This is a genomic window from candidate division WOR-3 bacterium, assembly GCA_029858255.1.
Taxonomy (GTDB): domain Bacteria; phylum Hydrothermota; class Tepidihabitantia; order SM23-42; family SM23-42; genus SM23-42.
Window position 1 is genome coordinate 75724 of sequence record JAOUFJ010000006.1, and the last position, 23012, is coordinate 98735.

The window sequence follows — 23012 nt, forward strand, 5'->3', positions numbered from 1 at the left end:
ATCTCGTGTCCCGCCGGCGCGATTAGCGGTTACGACAACTCAAATCTCCCCAGATTGCCAGGTCCTTTCCATACCATGCTGCGCCGCACATTCGGATACACTTTCCACTGGTTGGATAAGGTGGTTTTTCCACTGCATGTAGTCCCCCGACAATGAATGGTGTAATGGTGAGTACAAACTGATCGACCAGATCGCTCCGGAGAAAGCTCGTAATGACACGCGCTCCTCCTTCGACCATTAGACTCGAGATCTCTTCGTTTCCGAGGAAATCGAGAAGGGCGGCCAGATCGATCTCGTCTTTATTTCTGGACCTCATGGGAATCACTCGTGCACCCTTTTGCTGCAATATCTTGCGTCGGGAAGTATTACACCTGGGCGAGGTTATGATCCAGGGCATCTTCTTGTTGCGCAGTGCTTTGGCTTTTTGCGGTATTCTCAATGTCCGGTCGAGGATAATGGGTTGCGGGTCAGAACCCTTGATCATTCGTACGTTGAGCCGCGGGTCATCAGACAGGATAGTTCCGATGCCAACCAGAATGGCATCGTGGGTAGCCCTGAGTCTATGGCACAGCCGTAATGATTCCCTCCCGCTGAGAGAGAGCCGTGCCCCCCGGTGGGCGGCAATGCTCCCGTCTAGGCTTTGCGCATAACTGATCGTTACCAATGGGCGCCCGGTTCGCTTTCTATGTCGTCTTGCTCCGGTGCACAGTGCTTCAATTTTCAATTTGCACCTGCCGGTAAAACCGGATGTCGTGCGATGCAGCCCGCACTGCTTTGAGAGCACTTTTTTCTTTGTCTTTTATCTCCAGCATGATGTCGAAATCATACGGGTGTGTTATCTTGAGGAATCTTTTGAATTTCCCTGTATTGATTCTTTCTGCATGTGCACCTTTCACTGCTCCCTTTTTCTGCTGGCTGTAGTCTATCATTGGAATGCCGTCGAATGATCTCCATGTGCGGCTTGACTCTTCAAGACATTCTGCAGTACCTTCTCCTTCATTATTCATTTCATGATGATATGCGTCGAATAGAACCGGAACATCTGTTTCTTTGTTTATTTTCAGACAATCTGCGAGTTTGTAGTTGTGTTCATCATTCTCGATGACAAGTCTCTTGCGTACTCTCGTGCTTAACTTTCCATAGCGCAGCACGAATCTCTTCATGCTTTTGTCTTTCTCTTTGTATACGCCCCCAACGTGGATTTGTATTTTGGCGGTTGAATTGAGGTCCATCAGGTCGAGGACGTCGGCATGATATTCCAGTTCTGCAATACTGCGCGTGAATATCCGGGGGTCAATCGAATTTATCAGCGTGAATTGGTCCGGATGCATGGATATGCGCAGATCATTTTTCCTTATGATATCGCCAATCTTCAGAAACTCTTTCTTGAAGAATTTTTGCCATCTGCATCTATTGACCGGGTGCGATGCGAACGGCACGAGGTCAGAGGTGATCCTGAAGAAATACAATTCCTCCCGGATGTTGTATTCGATGATCTCAAGAAGGCATTGCAGATTCCGGCGGACGGTTTCAATGAGCCTGGCCTCGGAGTAGTTTCTGATGCGGAACGTTCGGGCTGACTTGCATTTCAAAGATCGGTTTATGCATGGGTAACCGATTTTCATTTCGAAGATTAGTAATCCCTTCCTTTTCCGGAATCGCTGATATCAAGCAATTCCTGCGGGTATGGCCGGAAGAACGTCTGGTCCATCAGATATTTCTCGCCGAATCGGACTCCCCAGGCCATCAATACATCCAGATCGCTGCTCAAAGGAGTCTTGCCCTTGCGGTATTTATCCATGAGGTCGATGAAGAACGCTTTTTCCTCCTTGTTGAGTTTGTCCGAAAAGTATCCCAAAGCATGCATCAATACGTTTATGTATGACGTGTACCGTGCAGGTTTTGCCAGTGCACTATAAAGGTGGTCCTGGTAATCCTGGAATACCTGACTGGAGGGTTTTCTCTCATGGTTGGCAACGATTCTGCCCATTATTCTGAATTCTTTTTGATTGTAAGCCATCAGCAGGAATTTATTTTCAGCTTGGAATTGAACGATGTCTTTCATCTTTTGAGTTTTTCTGATCATGCGGAACCTGGTTATCGTGAACAACCGTCTCAAGAAATGCTCGCGTATTGTAAAGTTGCGAATACGGCCTTCATCTTCGACCGGTAAGATGGGGAATTTTTTCAATACGGCCGTAGCGAAAAAACCACTGCCCTTTCTGAGCGCCGCGCTTTTTTCCATGCTCGGGTATATCTTTACTTCTTTTACGCCACATGACGGTGAGCGTGATTTGAGAATGAACCCGTCAACATCTGTCAACGCATCCAGATATTTGCTGCAGAACCCCGTTATCTTATCGGTATGGTCCTTTCCCGTTGCGGGTTGCATCATTCGTAATTCAGTATTCAACAGCACCACGCGCACGGGGTCCCGTGGGACGCCGAGCTTTATCTCGACTTCCGGACAGACCGCGATGTAATCAACGTATTTTGCCAGGCGATCGACGAATTGATCTTGTATCGTCAACCCGTTCCAGCGGCAGCGCGCAAAGCCAAGGCATTTGCTGACAACGACGCGCGGCTTGGCAAATGTATCCACCAGGAGCCTTGTCTGATTATCTATTTAGGTGGAACAGGGCAAAGTTCAGGATGGCTGCAAAGGTAACCCAAACGATATATGGGATGAGTAGCATGCTCGCAAGTTCCGAGACCTTGCGGAACTTCAGGATTGTAGCAAAGATCGCAATCCAGAGTGCGATGATAACGATGAGCCCGGCGATGGGGGACTTCAGACCGAAAAATGCTATTGACCAGAAAACATTCAGAACTAGTTGTGCCCCAAACGCGACGAGCGCTGGTTTTGCATGGATGCTGTCGTTTCGCTCGCGCCAGACCAGGAACAGGGAAACACCCATGATGATGAATAACGTTATCCATACAGGTGAAAACAACCAGTTCGGCGGAGTGAAAGAAGGTTTATTGAGTGAGGCGTACCATGTTGGTATGTTAGCTGTTGTAAAGATGGAGCCGATGAAACCGGCAAGCTGGCAGATCGCAATGCTGAGTATCAACCGCCAAATATCCGGCAGACGGAATTTTTTCATTTCTTATCCTTGGAAAGTTATTATCACGATTCTGTGTACCCCCTGACAGATTCGTTATTGACTCGTAATTATATTGAGTCGAGCGTATTTGTCAATATGAACGAGGGTATTTGTGCCGTGGTTCTATCCGCTGATATTGACATATTTTAAATACTGAATAGACTATTTTATATGTTTCTTACTGACGCTGACGGTTACTGTCCACAATTACCTGCCATCCTCGCATCACGGACCATTTTTCAAATGCAGCAGGGTTCCGTGGGCGTACGACTATGAAAATCGATATCGGCATATATTACGGACCGATCGACCTGCTGGTTTATCTGGTCCGCAAGAAGGAAGTGGATATTTTTGACATTCCGATCGCTCAGATTGCCGAAGAGTACCTGGACTACATACGGAAGATCGAGCGTAGTGAATTTGAAGACGTCGCCGATTTTCTTCTGATGGCCGCGATCCTTATTAGGCTTAAGGTGCGTTCACTTCTTCCCCGGACACCGGAGGATGAGGATGCCGGACAGCCGGTCTCCCTCATGCAGATCGTTGAGGAATTCAAGAAGTACAAGGAGATAGCGAAGGCTTTCAGCATAATGGAGGCCGAGACCAGCAGGCAATTCCCGCGAATCGGCAAGGAAGAACCGCCGCTCGAGGAGGGCGATGTAATGAGTCTAATCCTTGCTCTTCGTGGTCTCAAACCGGTGGAGGATAAGAGTATTGTTGTGAAACGTCAGCAGGTGCCGATCGAAGAAATTGTGGAGGAGATCAAGAACATCCTGAAAGAGAAAGAAAAGCTGAATTTCCTGGAGTTTCTGAAAGAGAAGAACGATGTTGCGGTGGCAGTTGCCTATTTCTTTGGCATGCTGGAGATCGTCAAAATAGGATATGCACGAGCTGAACAGCATTCTTTGTTCGGAGACATATTTCTATACGCCGGCGATCGCGCTTAATCATTTCAGGGGAGGGGATGAAGAAGAAATATACGCTGCTGTTACTTGATTGCGGAAAAGTCATCAAGCAGATACCTCTCGGCACCGATGATGTTCTGATCGGGCGCGCCGAGGATACCGATCTTGCATTGACCAGTAATGAAGTATCGCGGCACCATGCGACCGTCAGATTTATAAATGAGCAGTATATCATCGAGGACCTGTCCAGCACGAATGGAACCTATGTCAATTCAGACAAGATAGAAAAGCATGCCCTCAGCCATGGCGATGAGATATCCATTGGTGAACATTCGATAATCTTCGATGACGGATCCTACGGTCTATCGTGTGTTGAAGAAACCGGGATCGCGCGTCGTGGCGAGGAGACTTCGATAATATCGAGTAAATTCAATTCTCTCGAAAGTAAGATTGATGACAAGTCACTTAGAAAGGAATTCAGGGATATCGAGAAATTTGTCCGTAAAAGCAGAAAGCGTTTGGCTACTCTTGCGCATGCCGACAAACTAACCGGACTCTACAACCGGCAATATTTTGACAAGGCCGCACCGCAGGAATTCCAGAAGGCGAAATCAGCCAACGTGTATTATTCGGTCTTGTTTGTTGATCTCGATCACTTCAAAGAGGTCAACGATACGCACGGACACAGGGTCGGGGATGAAGTGTTGAGGGCGGTTGCCTGGCTGATTCAGAGGGCATGCCGGAAGACCGATCTTGTTGCGCGTTATGGTGGGGAAGAGATCGTTATCGTGTTGCCCAAGACGCGGTCTTCGGATGCTGTCAAAATCGCGGAGGAAGTCAGGGTCATTATCGAAAAGCAGACAAAGAAGATTCTGGACATACCAATTACTGTTAGCATTGGGGTCGCCACGTATCCGGATGACGGCGCAGCGCTGAACTCTATTCTGGAGAAGGCCGACAAGGCCCTCTACGAGGCAAAAAGGAACGGGCGGAATATCGTCTGCAAGTATCATGAATAAAGAGATCAAGTACGTAGGCAATTACAGGATACTCGACATAATCGGCAAGGGTGGTATGGCAAGGGTGTATACGGCGATACAGGTGCCGTTGGACCGTGTTGTGGTAGTGAAGGAAATGAGCAAATCCTCGGGTGCCGAATACCGCAAGCGCTTTAAGAATGAATCTTTGATCACGGCTGCTCTTGAGCATCCCAACATTGTTACCGTATATGATTATTTCAGCATCGGCCAGACGAGCTATCTTGTGATGCAGTACGTCGATGGATTGGGTCTTTCAGAAATAATCGAGAGCGAGGCACCGCTTCATCCTTTGGTGGCGGCGACGATCTGCCGTGAGATATGTCTGGCGGTGGATTATGCGCACAAAAATAATGTCATACACAGAGATATAAAACCGACCAATGTGTTGATATCAAAAGACGGGAAGTTGAAGGTGACCGATTTTGGTGTAGCAAAGGACGAAACAGCGCGTGATCTCACGTCGGTCGGTACTCTGATCGGCACGCCGTGCTACATGTCGCCGGAACAGGCAATGGGCAAGAAACTCACCGCGCAGACAGACGTTTTTTCTCTGGGGATTGTATTGTACGAATTGGTTACAGGGAAGAAACCCTTCTGGGGCGAGACCGCGGAAGAGATCACGGCAAAGATACAGCGTGGCAAATATCGCTCACCATTATTTCTTGATCCGCATCACAGCTTCGGCCTGTCGCGTATCGTGAACAGGGCGATGAAGAAGAATCTCAACCGCCGTTACGAGAGCGTAGCACAGATGATACACGATCTTGAAAGATTCGCAGGGTGGCAGAATATCGCGCGCAGCCATAATGTCATGGGTCAACTGGTCAGCAGAGTTGAATTAAGAAAACAGACGACAACGGTCATCAGGAAGAACAAGAAGAAGAAGCAGAAAAAAAAGCGCGGCAGCAAGAGCACTCTTTTCTGGCTCTATTTTCTTCTGATCTTTGTTGTCGGTACGTTCGTTTACGTTCTCTTCCAGATGCTCCTTAACAAATGACGACGTTTAACTGATAAATTCGAATTTTGAAATTTCTTCTGAATGGGATTAACGATATCAGCGAAAATAGCGAAATTAACGACAATAGCGGGAATAACGATACTAACGGGATCAACGTTTTTGTTAAATCAAGCGTAGCGCTGCGCAGATGAAATTTATCTATTCTCCTAATTACCATGCTGACATTGGGTCTCACGTATTCCCGACTGAGAAGTACGACCTTATCTACAAACAATTACAAACCGAAGGTTTGATAAAAGAGGGGGATATGCTGTCTCCCGAACGTCCTAGCAATGAACAATTGCTCCGTGTTGTCAGTCGGGAATATCTGGATGATCTGGTCAACTACCGTTTGACCGCACGCACATACCCGTCAGAAATGCCGGTTAAAAAAGACATTATTGATGCACAGCTTCTTTGCTGCGGCGGTTCGCACCTGGCTGCGCGGTCAGCTATTGAACATGGTGCGTGCTATCATATTGGCGGTGGTTTTCACCACGCGTTTGCTGACCATGCGGAGGGCTTTTGTTATCTAAATGACGTGGTTTTCAGTGCAGTCATGATGCTCGAACAGGGTGTTGAGAAGGTTGCTGTTATCGACTGTGACCTGCACCAGGGCAATGGTACTGCAAAGTTCTTTGAGAACGAAAAACGTGTCTTCACTTTTTCGATGCACCAGGAACATCTCTATCCTGCAAAACAGAAATCGGATCTGGATATCGGATTGCGCAACGGCGTAGACGATGAAGAGTATCTCGAACTCCTGACAGGCGCTCTGGAAAAGATCTTCGGCGGATTCCGGCCTGGTTTTGTTATTTATCTTGCCGGTGCAGATCCCTACATTTTTGACCAACTCGGCAGTCTCAGGTTGACAGTCGATGGTCTGAGAAAAAGAGATGAATTCGTTATGAGTAAGGTCAATGAAAGTAATATACCGGTAATTGCCGTGCTCGGTGGCGGTTACGCAGAGAACGTGGCAGATACGGTCGAGATCCACTGCAACACCGCACGCGTGATGACGGAACTACTCAAAGAACGTTAGGTGCGCTACTATCGTTATTATCGCTATATTCGCTAGTACTTTCGTCACGGACACTCCGCAGTAGGAGTTGAATGTTCTGCGACGTGAAGGGAGGGAGTATGATGTCGATCTTGTTCTGTGTCGTAATGGGAAGTAGTGATATGATCAAGTTGCCAGATCCTGAATTCACTGGGCGTTCAATTGAAGAATGCATTGAGCTGCGAAGGTCGGTGAGAAGTTACCAGGACAAAGCGTTGACGCTACAGCAGATATCCAATATCTTGTGGTCTGCGCAAGGGCTGACCGAAGACAAGTATGGATTCCGTGCCGTGCCTTCAGCGGGTGCTACATACCCGTTGGTAGTGTTCATTGCCAACAAGGATGGGTTATTCCGCTACATCCCTGAATCTCATGCGTTGAAGCATGAAATAAAGAGAGACATTCGTAAGGACATCGCGAATGCTGCGCTCGGTCAGGGTTTCATAAACGATGCCGGGGTTGTTGTCATCATTACAGCCATTTACGAACGTACTACACAACGTTATGGCGAACGTGGGGTGCGCTATGTACATATCGAAGCGGGTCACTGTGCCCAGAATATCCACCTTGAGGCAGTTGCGCTTGGTTTGGGTTCAGTTCCGGTCGGAGCATTCAACGATGAGAAGTTGAGCAAGTTGCTCAAACTCGAGCGCGAGAAACCTTTGTACGTCATACCGGTTGGCCACACACGTTAAGACGAGACTGAAAAACAAATCCTAAATTTTTGTTTCTAAATACTAATGTCAGAAGAGTCAGGGCAAGACGACATCATGTTCTCGACTTCGCTCGCCTGTTCCGAGCGTAGTGAGGGGAACAGTAGGGGAGATTTATTCTTCGAGCAAGCGCAGCGCGTCGAGAAGTGTATTTGTTCCCCCTCTCGTGAGCGATATTACCGAGCCTAACGGTATTAACGATGATAACTGCCGCCAATTATCTCGAAATTTCGTGTTCGTCGTCCTTGACACCCCATCTCTATTCCCATATAATGCATCTAACAATTGAACTTTTTTGATACAGGGGGCAACGTGAAATACATTGCAGGTCTTATTTTGTTTTTCTGTCTGGCCAGTGCCAGTGATCTCGATCTGGTCAAGATCGATGCGGTGAACAGGACCGACATCAAGGCGCTCGACAGGAATGGTGTGATCATAAATCAGGTTCATCCCGACCATATCGTCGCCGAGATCTCCAAAGACATGTATCAAATGGTGAGATCGAGGGGATTCAATATTGAAGTGATACAGGAAAATATCACTGAAATATACCGGCAGAACAGTATGATGAAATCTTCGCGCAGCCAGTATCTCACATACCAGACATATGTGGATTCGATGATAACGATGGCTACGAATTACCCCGCTATTTGCCATCTGGACACGTTGGGTTACAGCCATCAGAACCGGCTCCTGCTGATAATGAAGATATCCGACAACGTCGAGACCGACGAGATCGAACCAGAGGTACACTTCGAGGCAAATATCCACGGTGATGAAAAGATAGGATGGGCAGTTAGCTTCTGGATGATACGGTACCTTCTCGAGAACTATCCAACCGACACACTTGTCCAGCGCCTGGTCGACACGCGCGAGATATGGATCGCGCCTCTGGTAAATCCCGATGGTTTTGCCAACAACAGTCGCTACAACGGTCGCAGTGTAGATCTGAACCGAAATTGGGGCTGGATGTGGGGCAATGAGTATTCCTGTGGTACGGATTTCATGAGTGAAAATGAGGCACGGAGATTCGTCGAGCATTTCTGGCGCCATTCTTTCGTAACGTATGTTTCCTTTCATGCGGGGACGTTGTACATTTCCGAACCCTGGTCATATACGACATATACACAACCACCCGAGCAAAACCTGCTGCATCATTTGTCACAGGGCTATGCGTATTTCACAGGCTATCCTTATGGACAGGGTTCGATCGGTATGTATGAGATAAATGGATGCACCAAAGACTATGATTACGGGTGCGGGGGAGAGATGGGCTGGTCGATCGAAGTATGCTACTACAAAACACCATCGCCCGATTCTATAGACCCGATCTTCGACCGTGACCGGCCAGCAATGCTCCGTCTCATGCACAGGGCTGGTCAGGGTATACATGGTTATGTTTACGATTCACTCAGTATTGAGCCGACCAAGCTGCGTTCTTTGATATATGTTAATCCCGCTCACTGGCCCAGCTATTCAAGGAGTGCCAACGGGGACTTCCATCGTTTTTACTTACCCGGAACCTACAGTGTTACGGCGCTCAGTCCGGGCTATGAGCCGAAGACCATTGACAGTGTTGTCGTGCCTTCGAATACGCCCGACTCGTCGGTATATATAGAGTTCGGTCTTATCCCAAATCCGGAGTTGCCTATCTATGCGACAGGGGTTATTGGCACACGTTATGTCTCTACATATAGTAACCAGACCTACCCGGTGCAGGCAATAGGGCCTCATGACGGTCAGGCCTTTCAGGTGGATGCTACCAAATGGATCGTTTTGGGCTTTGATTATCCTATTCATGATTATCCTGGCAATGATCTTATGGTTTACCGTTCAAGCGGTTCTGGCAGCGCAACGGTCAGAGTTAGTAATGATTGGTTCGGTTCATGGCAGACCCTGGGCACGGCAAACGATACAGTTACCGAGTTCGACATCAGCAGTACCAGCCTCGATTCAGCCCGCTACGTGCGAATAGAGGCATCCAGCACGTTCATGCTCGATGCGGTTGAGGCATTGCAGGTGCCGACCGGCGTTACCAAGGGTGATGACATTACTGTAGCACAAAGAACCTTGTTTGAGATCACGCCGACCGTGCTACGAAAAGGTGATCTGCTCCAGGTAAATAATGCTCGACAAACTCCGGTGCAGGTCAGGCTGTTCAATCTGCTCGGGCAGGCATTGAGAGAGGATGTAGTGGAGCCGGGGGTGACACAGTGGTCTTTAGCCGGTTTGCCGGCGGGGATTTATTTCCTCGTTGGACCGGAGATCCATTCTGCGCGGCGCATAGTACTGGTTGATTGACCGCATTCCAGGCGTAAAAAAGCAAGGTATGGGAGTGAAGTACGCATGAGAGAGGGTTTTATCCTTAAAAAGGATCTCGCTGCATTGCTGGTGATTGATATGCAACGGCACTTTTGCGAAAAAGCGAGCAGTTTTTTTGTTCCAGGTTCAGACCAGCTTGCATCACAATTGAAAGATCTTGTTGATGCTTTCAGCCGGCAGCAGCGTCCCGTAATCTTTACCCGTCATATCGATTCTGAAAATCCTGATAATCTGATGCTGCGCTGGTGGGCAGAGAAAATAAAAGAGGACGATCCCATGAGCCATGTCGTTGACATCCTCGATACGAGTATGGGTACGGTCGTAATAAAAAACCAGTATGATGGATTTCTGAATACCGATTTGGAGGAGATACTCAAGCAAAAAGGAGTACGGCAGGTAGTTGTATGCGGTGTCCTTACTAATCTCTGCTGTGAAACAACCGCCCGCAGCGCTTTCATGCGAGGCTTCGAGGTTTATTTTGTCAAGGATGGTACTGCCACCTTCAGCAGGGAAATGCACGAAGCGGCACTGTTGAATCTGTCATATGGATTCGCTACACTAACAACGCTCAAAGATGTGGTCAAAGTTCTGCAATAGCTTTTCTTGACAGACATAAGTTTTGACCATATAATTCCAAAGTGAATGCCGTGATAAATATTGAATCTATTCTAAAAACATCACAGGAACGCAAATGAAGATCCTTGTTACGGGTGTTGCCGGTTTTATTGGCTCGCACCTGGCCGAGAGGCTGCTCGGCACGGGGCATGAAGTCACCGGGGTGGACTGCTTCACTGATTACTATCCGCGGAAGATAAAGGAATCCAATCTGTCAGTGTTGCGCGACAGTAATAAGTTTGTTTTCCACGAGGATGATCTGTTGCGTATGGATCTGACGGCTTTACTGAAAAATGTTGACATAGTTTTTCACGAGGCAGCACAGGCAGGCGTGCGGGCGAGCTGGGGTTCGAGTTTCAGGATATATACGGAGAATAACGTGCGTGCTACGCAATGCCTCCTTGAAGCTGCCAAAGAAACAGAACTGAACAAGTTCATTTACGCATCGTCTTCCTCGATCTACGGTGACGCGGAATCTTACCCCACAGATGAGGATACAAAACCAATGCCGATATCGCCGTACGGCGTGACAAAACTTGCCGGTGAACACCTGTGCTATTTATACTACAAGAACTACGGTGTTCCGACCGCAAGTCTACGTTACTTTACGGTCTATGGACCAAGACAGCGTCCTGACATGGCTTTCAACAAATTCATCAGGGCGATACTCAGTGATGAAGAAATAACGATCTACGGCGATGGCGAGCAAACGAGGGATTTTACCTATATCGACGACATTATCGACGCCAACATCTCAGCCATGGATGCACAAGTCATCGGTCATGTGTTCAATATTGGCGGAGGGTCGAGGATCACGGTCAACGATACAATACGTATTCTCGAAAAAGTCACTGGCAAAAAGGCAAAGATCAAATATATCGAAAAACAGAAAGGCGACGTTCGGCATACCGGTGCGGATATTTCGAAGGCGGCAGAATTACTCGGCTATAAGCCTGCTTACGACCTGGAAAAGGGGATTGCCAACGAAGTCAACTGGCTGCTAAACACGAAACAATAACAGCGTTAATTTCGTTTAGTTCGTTATTACCGCTAACCCCGCTATTATCGTCATTCCGTTACCATCGTTAATTCTGTTGAAAGAAATCTTGTTCGAGTGGGGGAACAGTATACTTCTCAACGCGCTACGCTTGCTCGAAGAATAGACTCTCATTACTGTTCCCCTCACTACGCTCGGGACAGGCGAGCGCAGTCGAGAACATCCCCATTCTGCATTGACTGTTTTGGTAATTTGAATTTTGATATTCGAGTTTGTTTAGTATTTAGTGTTTAGAATTTCGTGCCTGCTTTCAGCCAACGGGTTTCGTTACCGTTCAACGTAACCGGACAAAGTTGCGAGTTACTTATTATTCAGTCCCAGCAGTTGCCCGAAGCTTTTCATGCAGAAAAATATTACATTTGAATGGTAGTCGAAGTTTATACGCGGAACAAGTAATTCCACCCAAAATCTATTCTGTTTTACGAAACTAAAAAGGTTCTCAACTTCCTGGTCACTGAGTCTTGCAGCGATCAATCTCAGATTTCTGCCGATATCGAGTTCGGAAACCAGGGCGCTGCGCCAGGTTATTTCATAGTCATTGAGGCTGAATCCATCCTTGAGGGTCTGTGCCAATTTTTCAGCCGCGATCTCGGAACACAATAAGCCGTAAAAAATACCGCCTCCGGTTGTGGTTTTAACCTGGCCTGCGGCCTCACCAACAGAGAGGATGTTACCGTTGACACTCTTCTTCACAGGGCCGAATGCGATGGGTTTAACCTGTATCTTATTCTCGTCAAAGCCGCGATTGATGCCAAGTCTATGCTCAATGAACTTCTTCAGCCATTTCTTGCCTCTTTGCGTAAGCAGCAGTCCGATCTTTGCCTGACCCTTCCGAAAAGGAACAAGCCAGCCAAAAGACCCGGGCGCAAAATCACGGCCGATGTGGATCTCGAGTTTAGAAGGAGAGTGAGGTACCGTCATCTCGACCTGCGAGCCGTAGAGATATTGTGGTGGCGTGGTGAGTCCTGCCTTTTCATGCAATCTGCAGTCAAAACCAGTGGCGATAACGATCGCCTTTGCCTGAAAGGTCTGACGGGTGCTTTTGACAGAATAAAAATAAGGAACGCCGGAGATATCCCTTACCTTTTCGTCGAGAAATACCTCAACGCCTCGTTTCTTTGCCTTCAGGAGTAATTTATTATCGAACAGATCGCGATCGACAACAAATGCAAAGAAATCCTCTTGCTCATATTCCAGTCTCTGCCCAAAAGGAGAAAAGAACGACACTGAGTTAATGCTTCTCAGCACCGTGTCGGATGGTAGGTCGTAACGCTCAAAGGCTTCTTTCCCGATCACTCCTGCACATATCGATCCGGCTCCTATTTTCTTCTTCTTATCTATCAGGCAAATGTTCAGTCCGCGGTCAGCCAACTGGTATGCGGTATGAGAACCAACAGGTCCAGCGCCAATCACTACTACATCAAATCTCCCCTTCATGCATTCATTATAGATATGAAACACAACAAGTCAACACAACGCGAATGAGAACCGGAGACCGGGAGACGCGGAGAACCTAAGAGGTTAAGAACCTGAAACGAAACGATAATAGCGGAATTAAGGAAATTAGCGGGAATAACGAACATTACGTCTTTCTGTTAAATTCGCATTTCGCCACGTATTCTGTCCAAATCTTTGATTTGGCTGCAGAATACAGTGTCCCGAGGATCAGTTTGTGAAGGGAATACGCAATTCGTAATATTAGTGTATTGTTATTCGTGTCCAGCATTTTCGTTGACTTCGTTAAATACGTAGCTATAATAGGCCATGAATAAATACGACGTCGTCGTGATCGGTGCTGGTCCAGGGGGTTATCCGTGCGCAATTCGTCTAGGTCAATTGAAGAAGAAGGTTTTGATCGTTGAGGAAAAATTGCTCGGCGGTTTGTGTCTGAACTGGGGTTGTATTCCGACAAAAGCACTGAGCTTTGCCGCGGAATTGGTTGATGATTTTGAAAAAGCAAAACGCATGGGTTTTGATCTGACGTTCAATGGTTATGACCTCGACAAGGTCCGCAACTGGAAAGAGTCAGTTGTAAAGAGACTGAGAACAGGCATTGAATATCTTTTCAAGGCGAACGGCGTCGAGTGGAAGAAAGGCAGGGCGCGAATAATTGATGAATACAAAGTTGAGATTGAAATGGAGACCGGCATAGAGACAGTCGAAGCCGGTAATATTGTTATTGCGACCGGAACCGAGGTCATATCATTACCCGGACTTGAATTCGACCACAAGCACGTCATTGATACTGATGACGCGCTCGATCTGAAGGAAATCCCCGAGAGATTGCTTGTGATCGGTGCTGGTGCTTCAGGTCTGGAGATGGCAACGATCTATTCACGCTTCGGCAGCGCGGTGACCGTTGTTGAGATAATGGATCAGGTGCTGCCTGGAATGGAAACCGAACTGTGTGAAGCCCTCCAGAAGATCATGAAAAAGTCAGGTATTGAGCTCTACCTTGGATCCCAGGTAACTGGATTCGAGTTGTTGGACAACAGGATTGAAGTATCGATCAAAACATCCGGTGATGTACGCGAGGCGATCTATGACAAAATACTTGTTTCGGTTGGACGCAGGCCATCTGTTTCTTCGTTTGAAAGAATGGGTATTGAGCTGGACAGTAAAGGATATGTGAAAACGGACGCCACATTCAAGACTAATTTGAGCAACATCTATGCGATCGGTGACATAGCGGGTCCGCCACTGCTGGCTCACAAAGCGACCAGACAGGGTATCATTGTTGCCGAGAACATCGCTGGGCTGAAAAAGACCCCGGGTAAATCCATTATCCCTTCTTGCGTTTTCACTATACCTCCCTTATCAGCTGCAGGTTTGACCGAAGCAGAGGCAATTGCAAACGGTCATAAGGTGAAGGTTGGCCGTTTTCCCTACCGTGCCCTGGGCAAAGCAATATCCATGGGCGAGACCGAGGGTCTTGTGAAGATAGTCGGCAGCGAGGAAGGTAAGTTGCTGGGCATTCATATTCTTGGTGCTGAATCTCCCAATCTGATTGGTGAAGCGGTCCTCGCTCTGGACCAGGGTCTAGACGTTGAGCATATTACCGGTTCAATCCACCCGCATCCAACTCTGACAGAAGCGCTGCAGGAAGCAGCTGAAAACTTCTTTAACAAAGCTATACATGTTGCCAATAAATAACCTATATTTGGAGAGTTCATATGCTAACTGAAGACATTACTTTAACTAACTTCATTATCTCAGTAAGCCTTATCGTCGGTGGTTTCATCGTCGGGGTTGTACTTGAAAAGGTCATCCTCGCCAGGCTGAGGAAATTCGCCAAACGCACAAGTTGGGAAGGTGATGAGATAACCATAAACTCAATAAAAGGTGCGGGGATCCTTTGGTTTGGGCTTGCCGGCATTTACGCTGCCTTCGCCAATCTGCCCCTGAAACCAGTCATTCAGACGGTAGTCAACAAATCGTTACTCATCGTTATTTTGATCTCGGCAACAGTGGTTCTTTCAAAGGTCGTCGTTGGCTTCATAAGCCTGCACAGTAAGAAAGCGACCGGTGGCTTACCTTCGGCATCTCTTTTCATAAACGTCTCCAGGGGTGTCGTCTTTTTGCTCGGCGCACTAATAATACTTCAGTCCGTGGGTGTGTCGATCACTCCATTGATTACTGCCCTGGGTGTGGGAGGTTTAGCAGTGGCTCTCGCTCTGCAGCCGACTCTATCCAATCTTTTTGCCGGGGTGCAGATCATCGTATCCAAACAGCTCGAACCGGGTGATTGGGTGGAGATAGATTCTGGAGCCAAGGGGTATGTCGTTGACGTCTCCTGGCGCAATACTACGATCCGGGAATTGCCGAACAATCTTATCATCGTTCCTAACTCGTTGCTGGCGAATAGTGTCATAACGAATTTCAGCCGGCCGCAGAAGCAAATGTCGGTAATAATCGAAGTAGGCGTTAGTTATGACAGCGATTTGGCAAAAGTCGAAAGGGTAACTATCGACGTTGCCAAGAAAGTTGTCAAAGAGGTGCAGGGGGGAGAGGCGGAGTTCGAGCCAATATTGCGCTTTCACACATTTGCCGACTTCAGCATAAATTTTTCGGTCATCGTGCGGGTCAAGGAGTATATAAACAAGTATCTGGTTCGTCATGAGTTCATCAAAGCCCTGCATAAGCGGTACAACGAGGAGGGCATAGAAATCCCCTTCCCGATCAGAACCGTGCATATGAAGGACACCAAACACTGATGGCACATCACCCTGCTCCTGAAGACACGCTTCCGCTGAATTCACGCTGCGCCGAAAACAAAACGAGAAGCTGATAGCTCTAGAAGTTGAGAAACGAAGATAACGCCATTCGTTAATTTCGCAATGCGCAATGCGCAATGTCGCTCTAGCGATATTAACGAGACTAACGAGACTAACGAACCTAACGGGATTAACGATGCCAGCGATATTAACGATAGCAACGTTTTTTGTGAATTTCGCATTTCGCAATCCGAAATTGGAAATGTCTTTTGATCGGTAGCAACGATATTAGCGAAACTAGCGAAAATAACGAACCTAACGAAATTAACGAGATTAACGTTTTCACAGTTGACAACTGTCTACTTGTGCTTATAATTAAGTCTGAAACAGCCGTATGGATGGTAGATGGATATGGGGGTGCGCGTAGGATGATTTGTAGTCAGTCGTCTTGGTGCTGACAAGAGCGGTAGCCTTTTATAATAGGCATAGGGGGATAAGAGCTGCGCGGAGCTCGGTTCTATGAAGATATTCAAGGATCTCATTTGTATGTCACACGGGATACGATCGTGAAAGGCGGCGGATATTTCAAAGCTGGTGACAATGTAGAAGTACGCAGTGAGAGTGAGATTGCTGTTACTCTTGATGAGAATGGGATGTTAGACGGTTTACCCTTCATGCCCGAGATGAAAAAGTACTGTGGTTCGCGTTTTGAGATCACTGCGCCGGTAACAAAGGCACTGGTTGAAGGCACTGGATACAGGATTTTCGACGACCTGGTGCTGCTTGATTGTGCATTTTGCGATGGCAGTGCACATGATGGTTGCCAGAGAATGTGTAATATTCTCTGGAAGACTTCATGGCTGAAGAAAATTGACAGTTCAGTCCCGAATGACGGGCGTACGGATAAGCGGCGCATTTCACAAAAATCAAGTATCAAATTCTCTGCACCATGCCAGTCGGCGAATCTCAAGAATGCCAAAGCACACGTTCCTTTTTCTTTTGAAGATTATGTACGCAGATATATCTATAAAGAGAATTTCAGAAGGCATTGGGTTCTCAAGAAAGCGGGTTCGTTGATTCTCTTCCTCGTCTTGAAGGTCAAAAGGCTTTTTGGCGGAAGTCACACGATCGTTGGGTCGCTGGCCAAGACACCGAATGATGTCCTATCCCTTAAAAAGGGTGAAAATGTGATAGTAAAGACAAAAGCCGAAATACTCGCCACGCTCGACAAGAATGGTAAGAACCGCGGCTTGGGGTTTACTCCCGAAATGCTCAAGTACTGTGGAAAAAGACTTTCAGTTCTCAGACCCGTGACGCGGATAATCGACGAAGAAAGCGGGGAAGCGCGGCAGATATCTCATACGGTGATCCTGGAAAACGCCAGATGCGACGGCAGGTATCACGCGAAATGTCCGCGTAGATGCTACTTGTTATGGCGTGAGACGTGGCTCAAGAGGGTGTGAGCCGATGGTTATTCTATTTTTTCAACATTCGAGTTTTCAGGTTCTAAGTAATATGCATAGGAGGTGAGTCGATGAAGCGAGTAATTACTGTGTTTTTATTGTTTGCGTCTTTCGCTTTTCCTGACTTCAAACGAACGTCAGGTTTAGTGGATATCCCGACTGCCAGGATAATGCCACATCTGGGTTACCGCGTGGGGGCGGATTTGACGATAGAATTGGGCCCAGGTGAATATCAATACGTCGTCGAGGAGAACCTGCATTTCTCGTTGGGCCTGGGGGATTTTGTTGAGACATACTTTGATGTATACACGATAATCGAAAGCTGGACCGTGGCATTTGGTTTCTGCCACAATTTTTTCAATCATGGGAGGTTTGGTCTAGCATGGGGCATACATACATTTGCAGTTCCTGAGGACATCTCGGAGATCGCGCACGGTGATTCCACTGGCTGGCATGACGACCTCATGTATGAGTATGGAGACTATGAGAAGCCGTACGAGCGGTTTTCGGGATTTGTGGTAGCGTCGTATGCGCTGACAGACAAGATCGACGTCTCGCTCGGTGCTGGTCGTGGAAGATACGTTGGTTACGGCGCGACATCCAAATATCTCAATTCAAATCTTTATCACAAGATGGGAGGAGATTGGGGTATCGGACTTTTTGGCGGAGTAGAATACAAGATCTCTGATAGAACGTCACTCATGATCGAAGGTGACGGCCGTGATGTGAACGCTGGTATTCGGTTCCAACCCCTGCCCTGGGAATTTGAGCTCGGTCTGACCAAGATCGAATACATTTTTGCATGGGATGAATACCGCCCCAGGATCGCGCTTTCGGCGTCGTACAAGCACATACCGAAAAAGCCGGGTCCCGGCATCATAGCGGGCACAGTGCGCGATACCGGAGGCAATGCCCTGATCGCCGCAGTGCGTATTTCTGAGACTGAGATACCGCCAATGATGACCGAAGCGGAATTCGGTGCTTATCAATTCACAGATGTGAAACCATCGCTGTATGAAGTAACCGCTACGGCCGAAGGGTACTCAAGGGGTGAGAAGAAAGTTGAAGCCCTGGCTGACCAGACGGTGTATTGCGATTTCATTCTCACCCGGCTGATGGGCGGTCTTGTGGGTATAGTGATCGACGATGACACAGAAGAGCCGTTGGTTGCCACAGTAGCGGTGGAGAACACCGATGCAGTTACCGAGTCCAATATTGAAACTGGTTTTTCGTTCATGGATCTTGATCCCGGTCCGTATACGCTGAATGCCGAGGCGCTTGGATACCACCCGGGCAGTGCAACGGCTACGGTCGAAATAGGCGCTACGACCGATGTTCTGATCCGATTAGAGCCGATAACATTTGAACTTCAGGGTATACAGTTTGACTTTGACAAATCAACCCTCAAACCGGTTTCGATCCCGATCCTCGACCAGGCAGCTGAGGTATTGATGAACTATCCGAACCTGCGCGTGGAGATACAGGGGCACACCTGTTCGATGGGTTCGGACGAATACAATCTGAGGCTCTCGCAGTCGCGGGCGAATTCGGTGATGAATTACCTTGTGCAGCAGAAGAATATCGACAAGGCGAGGTTGACCGCAAAGGGTTATGGCGAGTCGAGTCCGATCGCGACCAATGAAACAAACGAAGGTCGCGTGCGGAATCGCCGTGTTGAATTCGTGATCATTAAGTAGTACTGTGATAAGAGTGAAGCGTGCCGGTCAGAAGCGCACCGGCACCTACACTTTCTTGTTGGATGATATCTTTGTATAATGGTTGGTCATTGAATCATACGCTGTAAAATATATCAGGAGGAACGCGCATGAAAAAAGTGTTGATATCATGTATGCTCTGTATATTACCGCTGTCTGCGGATTTCAACCGTACATCCGGGCTGGTTGACATTCCCACCGCCAACATATTGCCGCATTTTGGTCTCAGGGCAGGCATTGATGGCTCCATGGGGTTTCAGGACATGACCGATGATGCTGAAATCAACCTGCATTTTTCGATGGGTTTGTTCGACATTGCCGAGGCCTATCTGGATATCTATACATTCACGGATTTCACCGCGGCAATGGGTTTTTGTCACAGATTTTATAGCACAGACAAATTCGGTTTTGCCTGGGGCCTTCACACGATATCCTATGACCTTGATGTGTCCGAAATCGGTCGCGGCGATACTGTTGGTTGGTATGATGACTTGCTGTACAACTATGACACATATGAAAAGCCGTTTGAACTCGGGTCGGCATTTTTGATCACCACTTATGCGATCAATGATAATATTGATGCCACACTCGGCATAGGCAGGGGAAGATATGTCGGTTATGGCACGCACTCGAAGTACTTCAATACCAATTTCTTTCGCGACGAAGGTGGTGATTGGGGTGTAGGTTTGATCGCTGGTATGGAAGTGCGGTTCCTCGATCAGTTCAGATTCATGCTCGACGGTGATGGTCGTGATATGAATATTGGTTTGGGATACCGCTTTACGCCCGTAGAATTGAATATCGCCCTGAGCAAAGTCGAATGGTTCTTATGGTCTGATGATGATTACAGGCCGAGGTTATCGGCTTCAATTTCGTATCTGAATATGCAAGAGGAAAAGGGACCAGGCGCTATTGCGGGCAAGGTCGTTGACGAACTGGGCAATCCGATAGTGGCAGAGGTGGGTTTTGTCACCGATACGATAGCATCCGTGATGACGAATCCCGGGTCCGGTTTGTTCAGTTTCTCTCCGATTGATGCCGGTTCTTACGAAGTCTATGCACACGTCTCCGGCTATCAGACAGCGCGCAGAAAGATAAAAGTCCGTGGCGGAAGGACAGCATATCAGGAATTCAAGCTGCAGCCGGAGCCGATACCGCCGGCGAATATACAGGGGAAGGTCGTCGAAGTAGAGACCGGACGGCCTCTCATCGTTGATTTGACCGTTGTTGAAACCGGGTACAAGACAAAATCAGATTCACTTGGTGTATTCGATATCCCCGGTCTGCAGCCGGGTATGTACAAGATACAGGCCGACGCGATCGGGTTTGAAACAGGTCTTTATCCGGTATCTTTAGCACCCAGAGACAAGCATGTCCTCGACATCCGGATGTTGAAACCTTCTGACGTGATCCGGCTCTACGGCATAAATTTTGAGTTCAATAAAGCAACAATTCTTTCCGAATCATATCCGATCATTGATGAAGCAGCCGCGATCGTGATGAACCACCCGGATATCAAGGTTGAGATACAGGGGCACACCGATGGTATCGGATCGGCCGAATACAATCTCCAGCTTTCCTACATGCGCGCGAACGCGGTCCGTGACTACCTGATCGAAGTACACGAGATAAGTCCAGAACGGCTATTTCTCATGGCGTATGGCGAGAGCCGGCCAGTCGCACCGAATACTACCGAGCAAGGGCGGTATAAGAACAGGCGGGTGGAATTTTTCATAATAAAATAAACGGCGTTAATTTCGTTATGTTCGTTATTCCCGTTATTCTCGCTGCAAAAAATCTGACACTCGATGCATGATATGAAGGTCGCTAATTGCGTTATTTGCGTTAGTATCGTTAATATCGTTGAACAACCGTTCTTATGAAGATAAGACGTTTTGAGGATCTGGAGTGTTGGAAACTTGCGCGCGAATTTGTGAAGTACATATACAAACTCACTCGTAAACTAAAATTCTCAAAGGATTTACGGCTTGTTGGTCAAATAACGAATGCTTCTGTTTCAATTATGAACAACATTGCCGAGGGATGGGCCAGTCAATCCAACCCAGAATTGATGAGGTTTCTAAAGTACTCACGCCGTTCATGTGCTGAATGCCAGAATTGTCTGTATGTTGCTCTGGACCAGGAATACATTACCGAAGACGAGTTCAGTGCCGGTTATGATATGGCATCAAGAGTTACCCAAGTAATAGATGGGTTGCTCCGATATCTGCGCTCCTACGGGAATAAACAACGAGGTATGCAGGTTAAGGATATCCTTTCGGAGTATTATGGTTCGTCTGATAGTAATGAACATCAGTAGCGAAATGAACGAGATTAACGGGACTAACGAAATTAACGGGATTAACGAAAATAACGATATAAGCGTGCGTTATTGACTTGTCCGTATGAGTGAGTATTATAGCGTTGGAGGTTAAATGCGCAGAGTGATTGTTTTGTTATCCATTTTTTCCTTTGTATTTGCATCCAATCTTGAACTAGTGAATGTCCTTTGTTCCCAGGTGGTAAAAAAGGAAGAGGGTTATAAGATCGAACCGGGGGATGTTCTTGAGATCGTCATCCTGGGGGAAGAGGAGTTGTCCAGAACTCTCATGGTGATGCACAACGGGTCGATTTCATTCCCCCTGATCGGTGAGGTTAAGGTTGCGGGTCTGTCTACGGATGATGCAGCAGCATTGCTTGCATCGGAACTGAGATCATATTTCACTCATCCGGTCGTTTCGATCATCCTAAAAAGCCCAACCATACCTTATGTGTCTGTTTTCGGCGAAGTCCTGCGTCAGGGTGCAGTGGAATACCAGCGCGGACTACGAATAACCGATTATGTAGCGCTCGCCGGAGGCCCGACCCCGGTTGCCAATCTGGGAAAGGTGCGTGTCGCACGGCTACAGCCAGTTGAACCCGCACTCATGGTTGTAGAAACCATTGACCTCGACAGGGTGCTGAACGAGGGCATCATGGTAAAGAACTACGAGCTGAAATCGGGCGATTGGGTCTATGTTCCGAAGAGATTCACCGTCAACTGGAGCATTGTTATTTCAACCCTCACTCTTGCCGCTACTCTCGTCAATCTCTACATCACGTACGACCGACTCGCACGAGACTGAGACACGTCCTTGGCTGAAGACACGCTTACGCTGAATTCACGCTTCGCTGGAGACACACTGCGTTGAAGACACGCTTAAGCTGAATGAATGCTTTGCTGAGGAAAGGATTTGCTGATTTTATCGAGTGATGGAGAAAATTAGGAGTTTTAGAGATTTGATTGTATGGCAATTGTCATCTGAACTATCGAAAGAGATCCATGATCTTGTTAAGAGTTTTCCGCGGGACGAGAGGTTTTCACTTTCCGATGACTTGTTGCGTTCGGTGCGTTCGATACCAGCAAATATCGCGGAAGGGTGGGGACGGCGTTTCCCAAAAGAAAAAATTTCTTTTTATAATATAGCGAATGGTTCTGCAGAGGAATGTTCTAATCACATTATTGAAGCAAGAAATATCGATTATATAAGCGAGGCAACCCATGACCGTCTGCAGAAGAAAGTCCACGTTGTCGCTGTGAAATTGACGAATCTGATATCTGCTACCTGTAAGCGAGTAACAAAACCGCCGCATGAGATATCGAAGAAGAATTTGAAATGAATATTTCGTCTTTTTTTTGTATTCTTCAGTCGAAGACATGTCTTCAGTTTCGTGTCTTCAAAAGAATTGTGTCTTCAATCCGCCTCGGCGGATGTGTCTTCAGTGGGTCATCCATAGGTCAAATATGTGCAAGTTGATTGTGAG

Annotated in this window: 21 protein-coding genes; 16 read left to right on the top strand and 5 right to left on the bottom strand. The window is 47.5% G+C overall.

Annotation, left to right across the window (positions count from 1 at the left end):
• Positions 1-22: 22 nt before the first annotated feature.
• Genes OEV79_04725 through OEV79_04740 form a run of 4 tightly spaced genes read right to left on the bottom strand, consistent with a single transcriptional unit; the run spans position 23 to position 3107 of the window.
• Positions 23-724: a RibD family protein gene (locus tag OEV79_04725; GenBank protein MDH4210732.1), complete on the bottom strand. Its 702-nt coding sequence runs from the start codon at positions 722-724 to the stop codon at positions 23-25.
• Positions 714-1625 (bottom strand): UV DNA damage repair endonuclease UvsE, encoded by a 912-nt coding sequence (gene uvsE / locus OEV79_04730; GenBank protein MDH4210733.1) that lies wholly within the window; start codon positions 1623-1625, stop codon positions 714-716. The genes OEV79_04725 and uvsE overlap by 11 nt, the downstream gene beginning before the upstream one ends.
• A gap of 8 nt (positions 1626-1633) precedes the next feature.
• Positions 1634-2602, bottom strand: a complete 969-nt coding sequence (locus tag OEV79_04735) for a DUF523 and DUF1722 domain-containing protein (protein ID MDH4210734.1) — start codon at positions 2600-2602, stop codon at positions 1634-1636.
• 16 nt (positions 2603-2618) lie between these two features.
• Complete coding sequence (locus OEV79_04740; GenBank protein ID MDH4210735.1) at positions 2619-3107, bottom strand: tryptophan-rich sensory protein; 489 nt, start codon at positions 3105-3107, stop codon at positions 2619-2621.
• Positions 3108-3379: 272 nt separating this feature from the next.
• Here OEV79_04740 and OEV79_04745 point away from each other — a divergent pair, with 272 nt between their 5' ends.
• From OEV79_04745 to OEV79_04780, 8 genes are all read left to right on the top strand, one after another.
• A complete protein-coding gene (locus tag OEV79_04745) occupies positions 3380-4054 on the top strand; it encodes a segregation/condensation protein A (GenBank protein MDH4210736.1) in 675 nt (224 codons plus the stop codon).
• Between the two features lie 17 nt (positions 4055-4071).
• Positions 4072-5031 carry a GGDEF domain-containing protein gene (locus tag OEV79_04750; protein MDH4210737.1) on the top strand — a complete coding sequence of 320 codons (960 nt, stop codon included), beginning with the start codon at positions 4072-4074 and terminating at the stop codon, positions 5029-5031.
• Complete coding sequence (locus OEV79_04755; GenBank protein ID MDH4210738.1) at positions 5024-6049, top strand: serine/threonine protein kinase; 1026 nt, start codon at positions 5024-5026, stop codon at positions 6047-6049. Before OEV79_04750 ends, OEV79_04755 begins: the two co-directional genes overlap by 8 nt.
• 148 nt (positions 6050-6197) lie before the next feature.
• Complete coding sequence (locus OEV79_04760) at positions 6198-7091, top strand: histone deacetylase (protein MDH4210739.1); 894 nt, start codon at positions 6198-6200, stop codon at positions 7089-7091.
• 98 nt (positions 7092-7189) lie between these two features.
• Positions 7190-7804, top strand: a complete 615-nt coding sequence (locus OEV79_04765; GenBank protein MDH4210740.1) for a SagB/ThcOx family dehydrogenase — start codon at positions 7190-7192, stop codon at positions 7802-7804.
• Positions 7805-8134: 330 nt separating this feature from the next.
• Positions 8135-10123, top strand: a complete 1989-nt coding sequence (locus OEV79_04770; GenBank protein ID MDH4210741.1) for a M14 family zinc carboxypeptidase — start codon at positions 8135-8137, stop codon at positions 10121-10123.
• A 45-nt stretch (positions 10124-10168) separates the two neighbouring features.
• Positions 10169-10741 (top strand): isochorismatase family protein, encoded by a 573-nt coding sequence (locus OEV79_04775; GenBank protein MDH4210742.1) that lies wholly within the window; start codon positions 10169-10171, stop codon positions 10739-10741.
• Positions 10742-10835: 94 nt separating this feature from the next.
• On the top strand, positions 10836-11777 hold the full coding sequence (locus OEV79_04780) for an NAD-dependent epimerase/dehydratase family protein (protein MDH4210743.1): 942 nt from the start codon (positions 10836-10838) through the stop codon (positions 11775-11777).
• A gap of 339 nt (positions 11778-12116) precedes the next feature.
• Here the strand turns inward: OEV79_04780 and OEV79_04785 are convergent, their stop codons facing one another.
• Entirely contained in the window at positions 12117-13253 is a 1137-nt protein-coding gene (locus OEV79_04785) for an NAD(P)/FAD-dependent oxidoreductase (GenBank protein MDH4210744.1), read from the bottom strand.
• A 327-nt stretch (positions 13254-13580) separates the two neighbouring features.
• Here OEV79_04785 and lpdA point away from each other — a divergent pair, with 327 nt between their 5' ends.
• From lpdA to OEV79_04825, 8 genes are all read left to right on the top strand, one after another.
• On the top strand, positions 13581-14969 hold the full coding sequence (gene lpdA, locus OEV79_04790) for a dihydrolipoyl dehydrogenase (protein ID MDH4210745.1): 1389 nt from the start codon (positions 13581-13583) through the stop codon (positions 14967-14969).
• Between the two features lie 20 nt (positions 14970-14989).
• Positions 14990-16030 carry a mechanosensitive ion channel family protein gene (locus OEV79_04795; protein ID MDH4210746.1) on the top strand — a complete coding sequence of 347 codons (1041 nt, stop codon included), beginning with the start codon at positions 14990-14992 and terminating at the stop codon, positions 16028-16030.
• Positions 16031-16572: 542 nt separating this feature from the next.
• Positions 16573-17493 (top strand): hypothetical protein, encoded by a 921-nt coding sequence (locus tag OEV79_04800; protein MDH4210747.1) that lies wholly within the window; start codon positions 16573-16575, stop codon positions 17491-17493.
• 71 nt (positions 17494-17564) lie between these two features.
• Entirely contained in the window at positions 17565-19190 is a 1626-nt protein-coding gene (locus OEV79_04805) for an OmpA family protein (GenBank protein MDH4210748.1), read from the top strand.
• A gap of 128 nt (positions 19191-19318) precedes the next feature.
• Entirely contained in the window at positions 19319-20953 is a 1635-nt protein-coding gene (locus OEV79_04810; protein ID MDH4210749.1) for an OmpA family protein, read from the top strand.
• A gap of 134 nt (positions 20954-21087) precedes the next feature.
• Positions 21088-21528, top strand: a complete 441-nt coding sequence (locus OEV79_04815) for a four helix bundle protein (GenBank protein MDH4210750.1) — start codon at positions 21088-21090, stop codon at positions 21526-21528.
• Positions 21529-21643: 115 nt separating this feature from the next.
• Positions 21644-22333, top strand: coding sequence for a polysaccharide export protein (locus OEV79_04820; GenBank protein ID MDH4210751.1), 690 nt, complete (start codon positions 21644-21646; stop codon positions 22331-22333).
• A 127-nt stretch (positions 22334-22460) separates the two neighbouring features.
• Positions 22461-22868, top strand: coding sequence for a four helix bundle protein (locus OEV79_04825; GenBank protein MDH4210752.1), 408 nt, complete (start codon positions 22461-22463; stop codon positions 22866-22868).
• The last annotated feature ends 144 nt before the right edge of the window (positions 22869-23012 follow it).

What these genes read in the sequence shown, in the direction of transcription:
- uvsE (MDH4210733.1), bottom strand. Translation starts at nt 1,625, where the DNA reads ATGAAAATCGGTTACCCATGCATAAACCGATCTTTGAAATGCAAGTCA.
- OEV79_04740 (MDH4210735.1), bottom strand. Translation starts at nt 3,107, where the DNA reads ATGAAAAAATTCCGTCTGCCGGATATTTGGCGGTTGATACTCAGCATT.
- OEV79_04745 (MDH4210736.1), top strand. Translation starts at nt 3,380, where the DNA reads ATGAAAATCGATATCGGCATATATTACGGACCGATCGACCTGCTGGTT.
- OEV79_04750 (MDH4210737.1), top strand. Translation starts at nt 4,072, where the DNA reads ATGAAGAAGAAATATACGCTGCTGTTACTTGATTGCGGAAAAGTCATC.
- OEV79_04755 (MDH4210738.1), top strand. Translation starts at nt 5,024, where the DNA reads ATGAATAAAGAGATCAAGTACGTAGGCAATTACAGGATACTCGACATA.
- OEV79_04760 (MDH4210739.1), top strand. Translation starts at nt 6,198, where the DNA reads ATGAAATTTATCTATTCTCCTAATTACCATGCTGACATTGGGTCTCAC.
- OEV79_04765 (MDH4210740.1), top strand. Translation starts at nt 7,190, where the DNA reads ATGATGTCGATCTTGTTCTGTGTCGTAATGGGAAGTAGTGATATGATC.
- OEV79_04775 (MDH4210742.1), top strand. Translation starts at nt 10,169, where the DNA reads ATGAGAGAGGGTTTTATCCTTAAAAAGGATCTCGCTGCATTGCTGGTG.
- OEV79_04780 (MDH4210743.1), top strand. Translation starts at nt 10,836, where the DNA reads ATGAAGATCCTTGTTACGGGTGTTGCCGGTTTTATTGGCTCGCACCTG.
- OEV79_04785 (MDH4210744.1), bottom strand. Translation starts at nt 13,253, where the DNA reads ATGAAGGGGAGATTTGATGTAGTAGTGATTGGCGCTGGACCTGTTGGT.
- lpdA (MDH4210745.1), top strand. Translation starts at nt 13,581, where the DNA reads ATGAATAAATACGACGTCGTCGTGATCGGTGCTGGTCCAGGGGGTTAT.
- OEV79_04795 (MDH4210746.1), top strand. Translation starts at nt 14,990, where the DNA reads ATGCTAACTGAAGACATTACTTTAACTAACTTCATTATCTCAGTAAGC.
- OEV79_04805 (MDH4210748.1), top strand. Translation starts at nt 17,565, where the DNA reads ATGAAGCGAGTAATTACTGTGTTTTTATTGTTTGCGTCTTTCGCTTTT.
- OEV79_04810 (MDH4210749.1), top strand. Translation starts at nt 19,319, where the DNA reads ATGAAAAAAGTGTTGATATCATGTATGCTCTGTATATTACCGCTGTCT.
- OEV79_04815 (MDH4210750.1), top strand. Translation starts at nt 21,088, where the DNA reads ATGAAGATAAGACGTTTTGAGGATCTGGAGTGTTGGAAACTTGCGCGC.
- OEV79_04820 (MDH4210751.1), top strand. Translation starts at nt 21,644, where the DNA reads ATGCGCAGAGTGATTGTTTTGTTATCCATTTTTTCCTTTGTATTTGCA.
- OEV79_04825 (MDH4210752.1), top strand. Translation starts at nt 22,461, where the DNA reads ATGGAGAAAATTAGGAGTTTTAGAGATTTGATTGTATGGCAATTGTCA.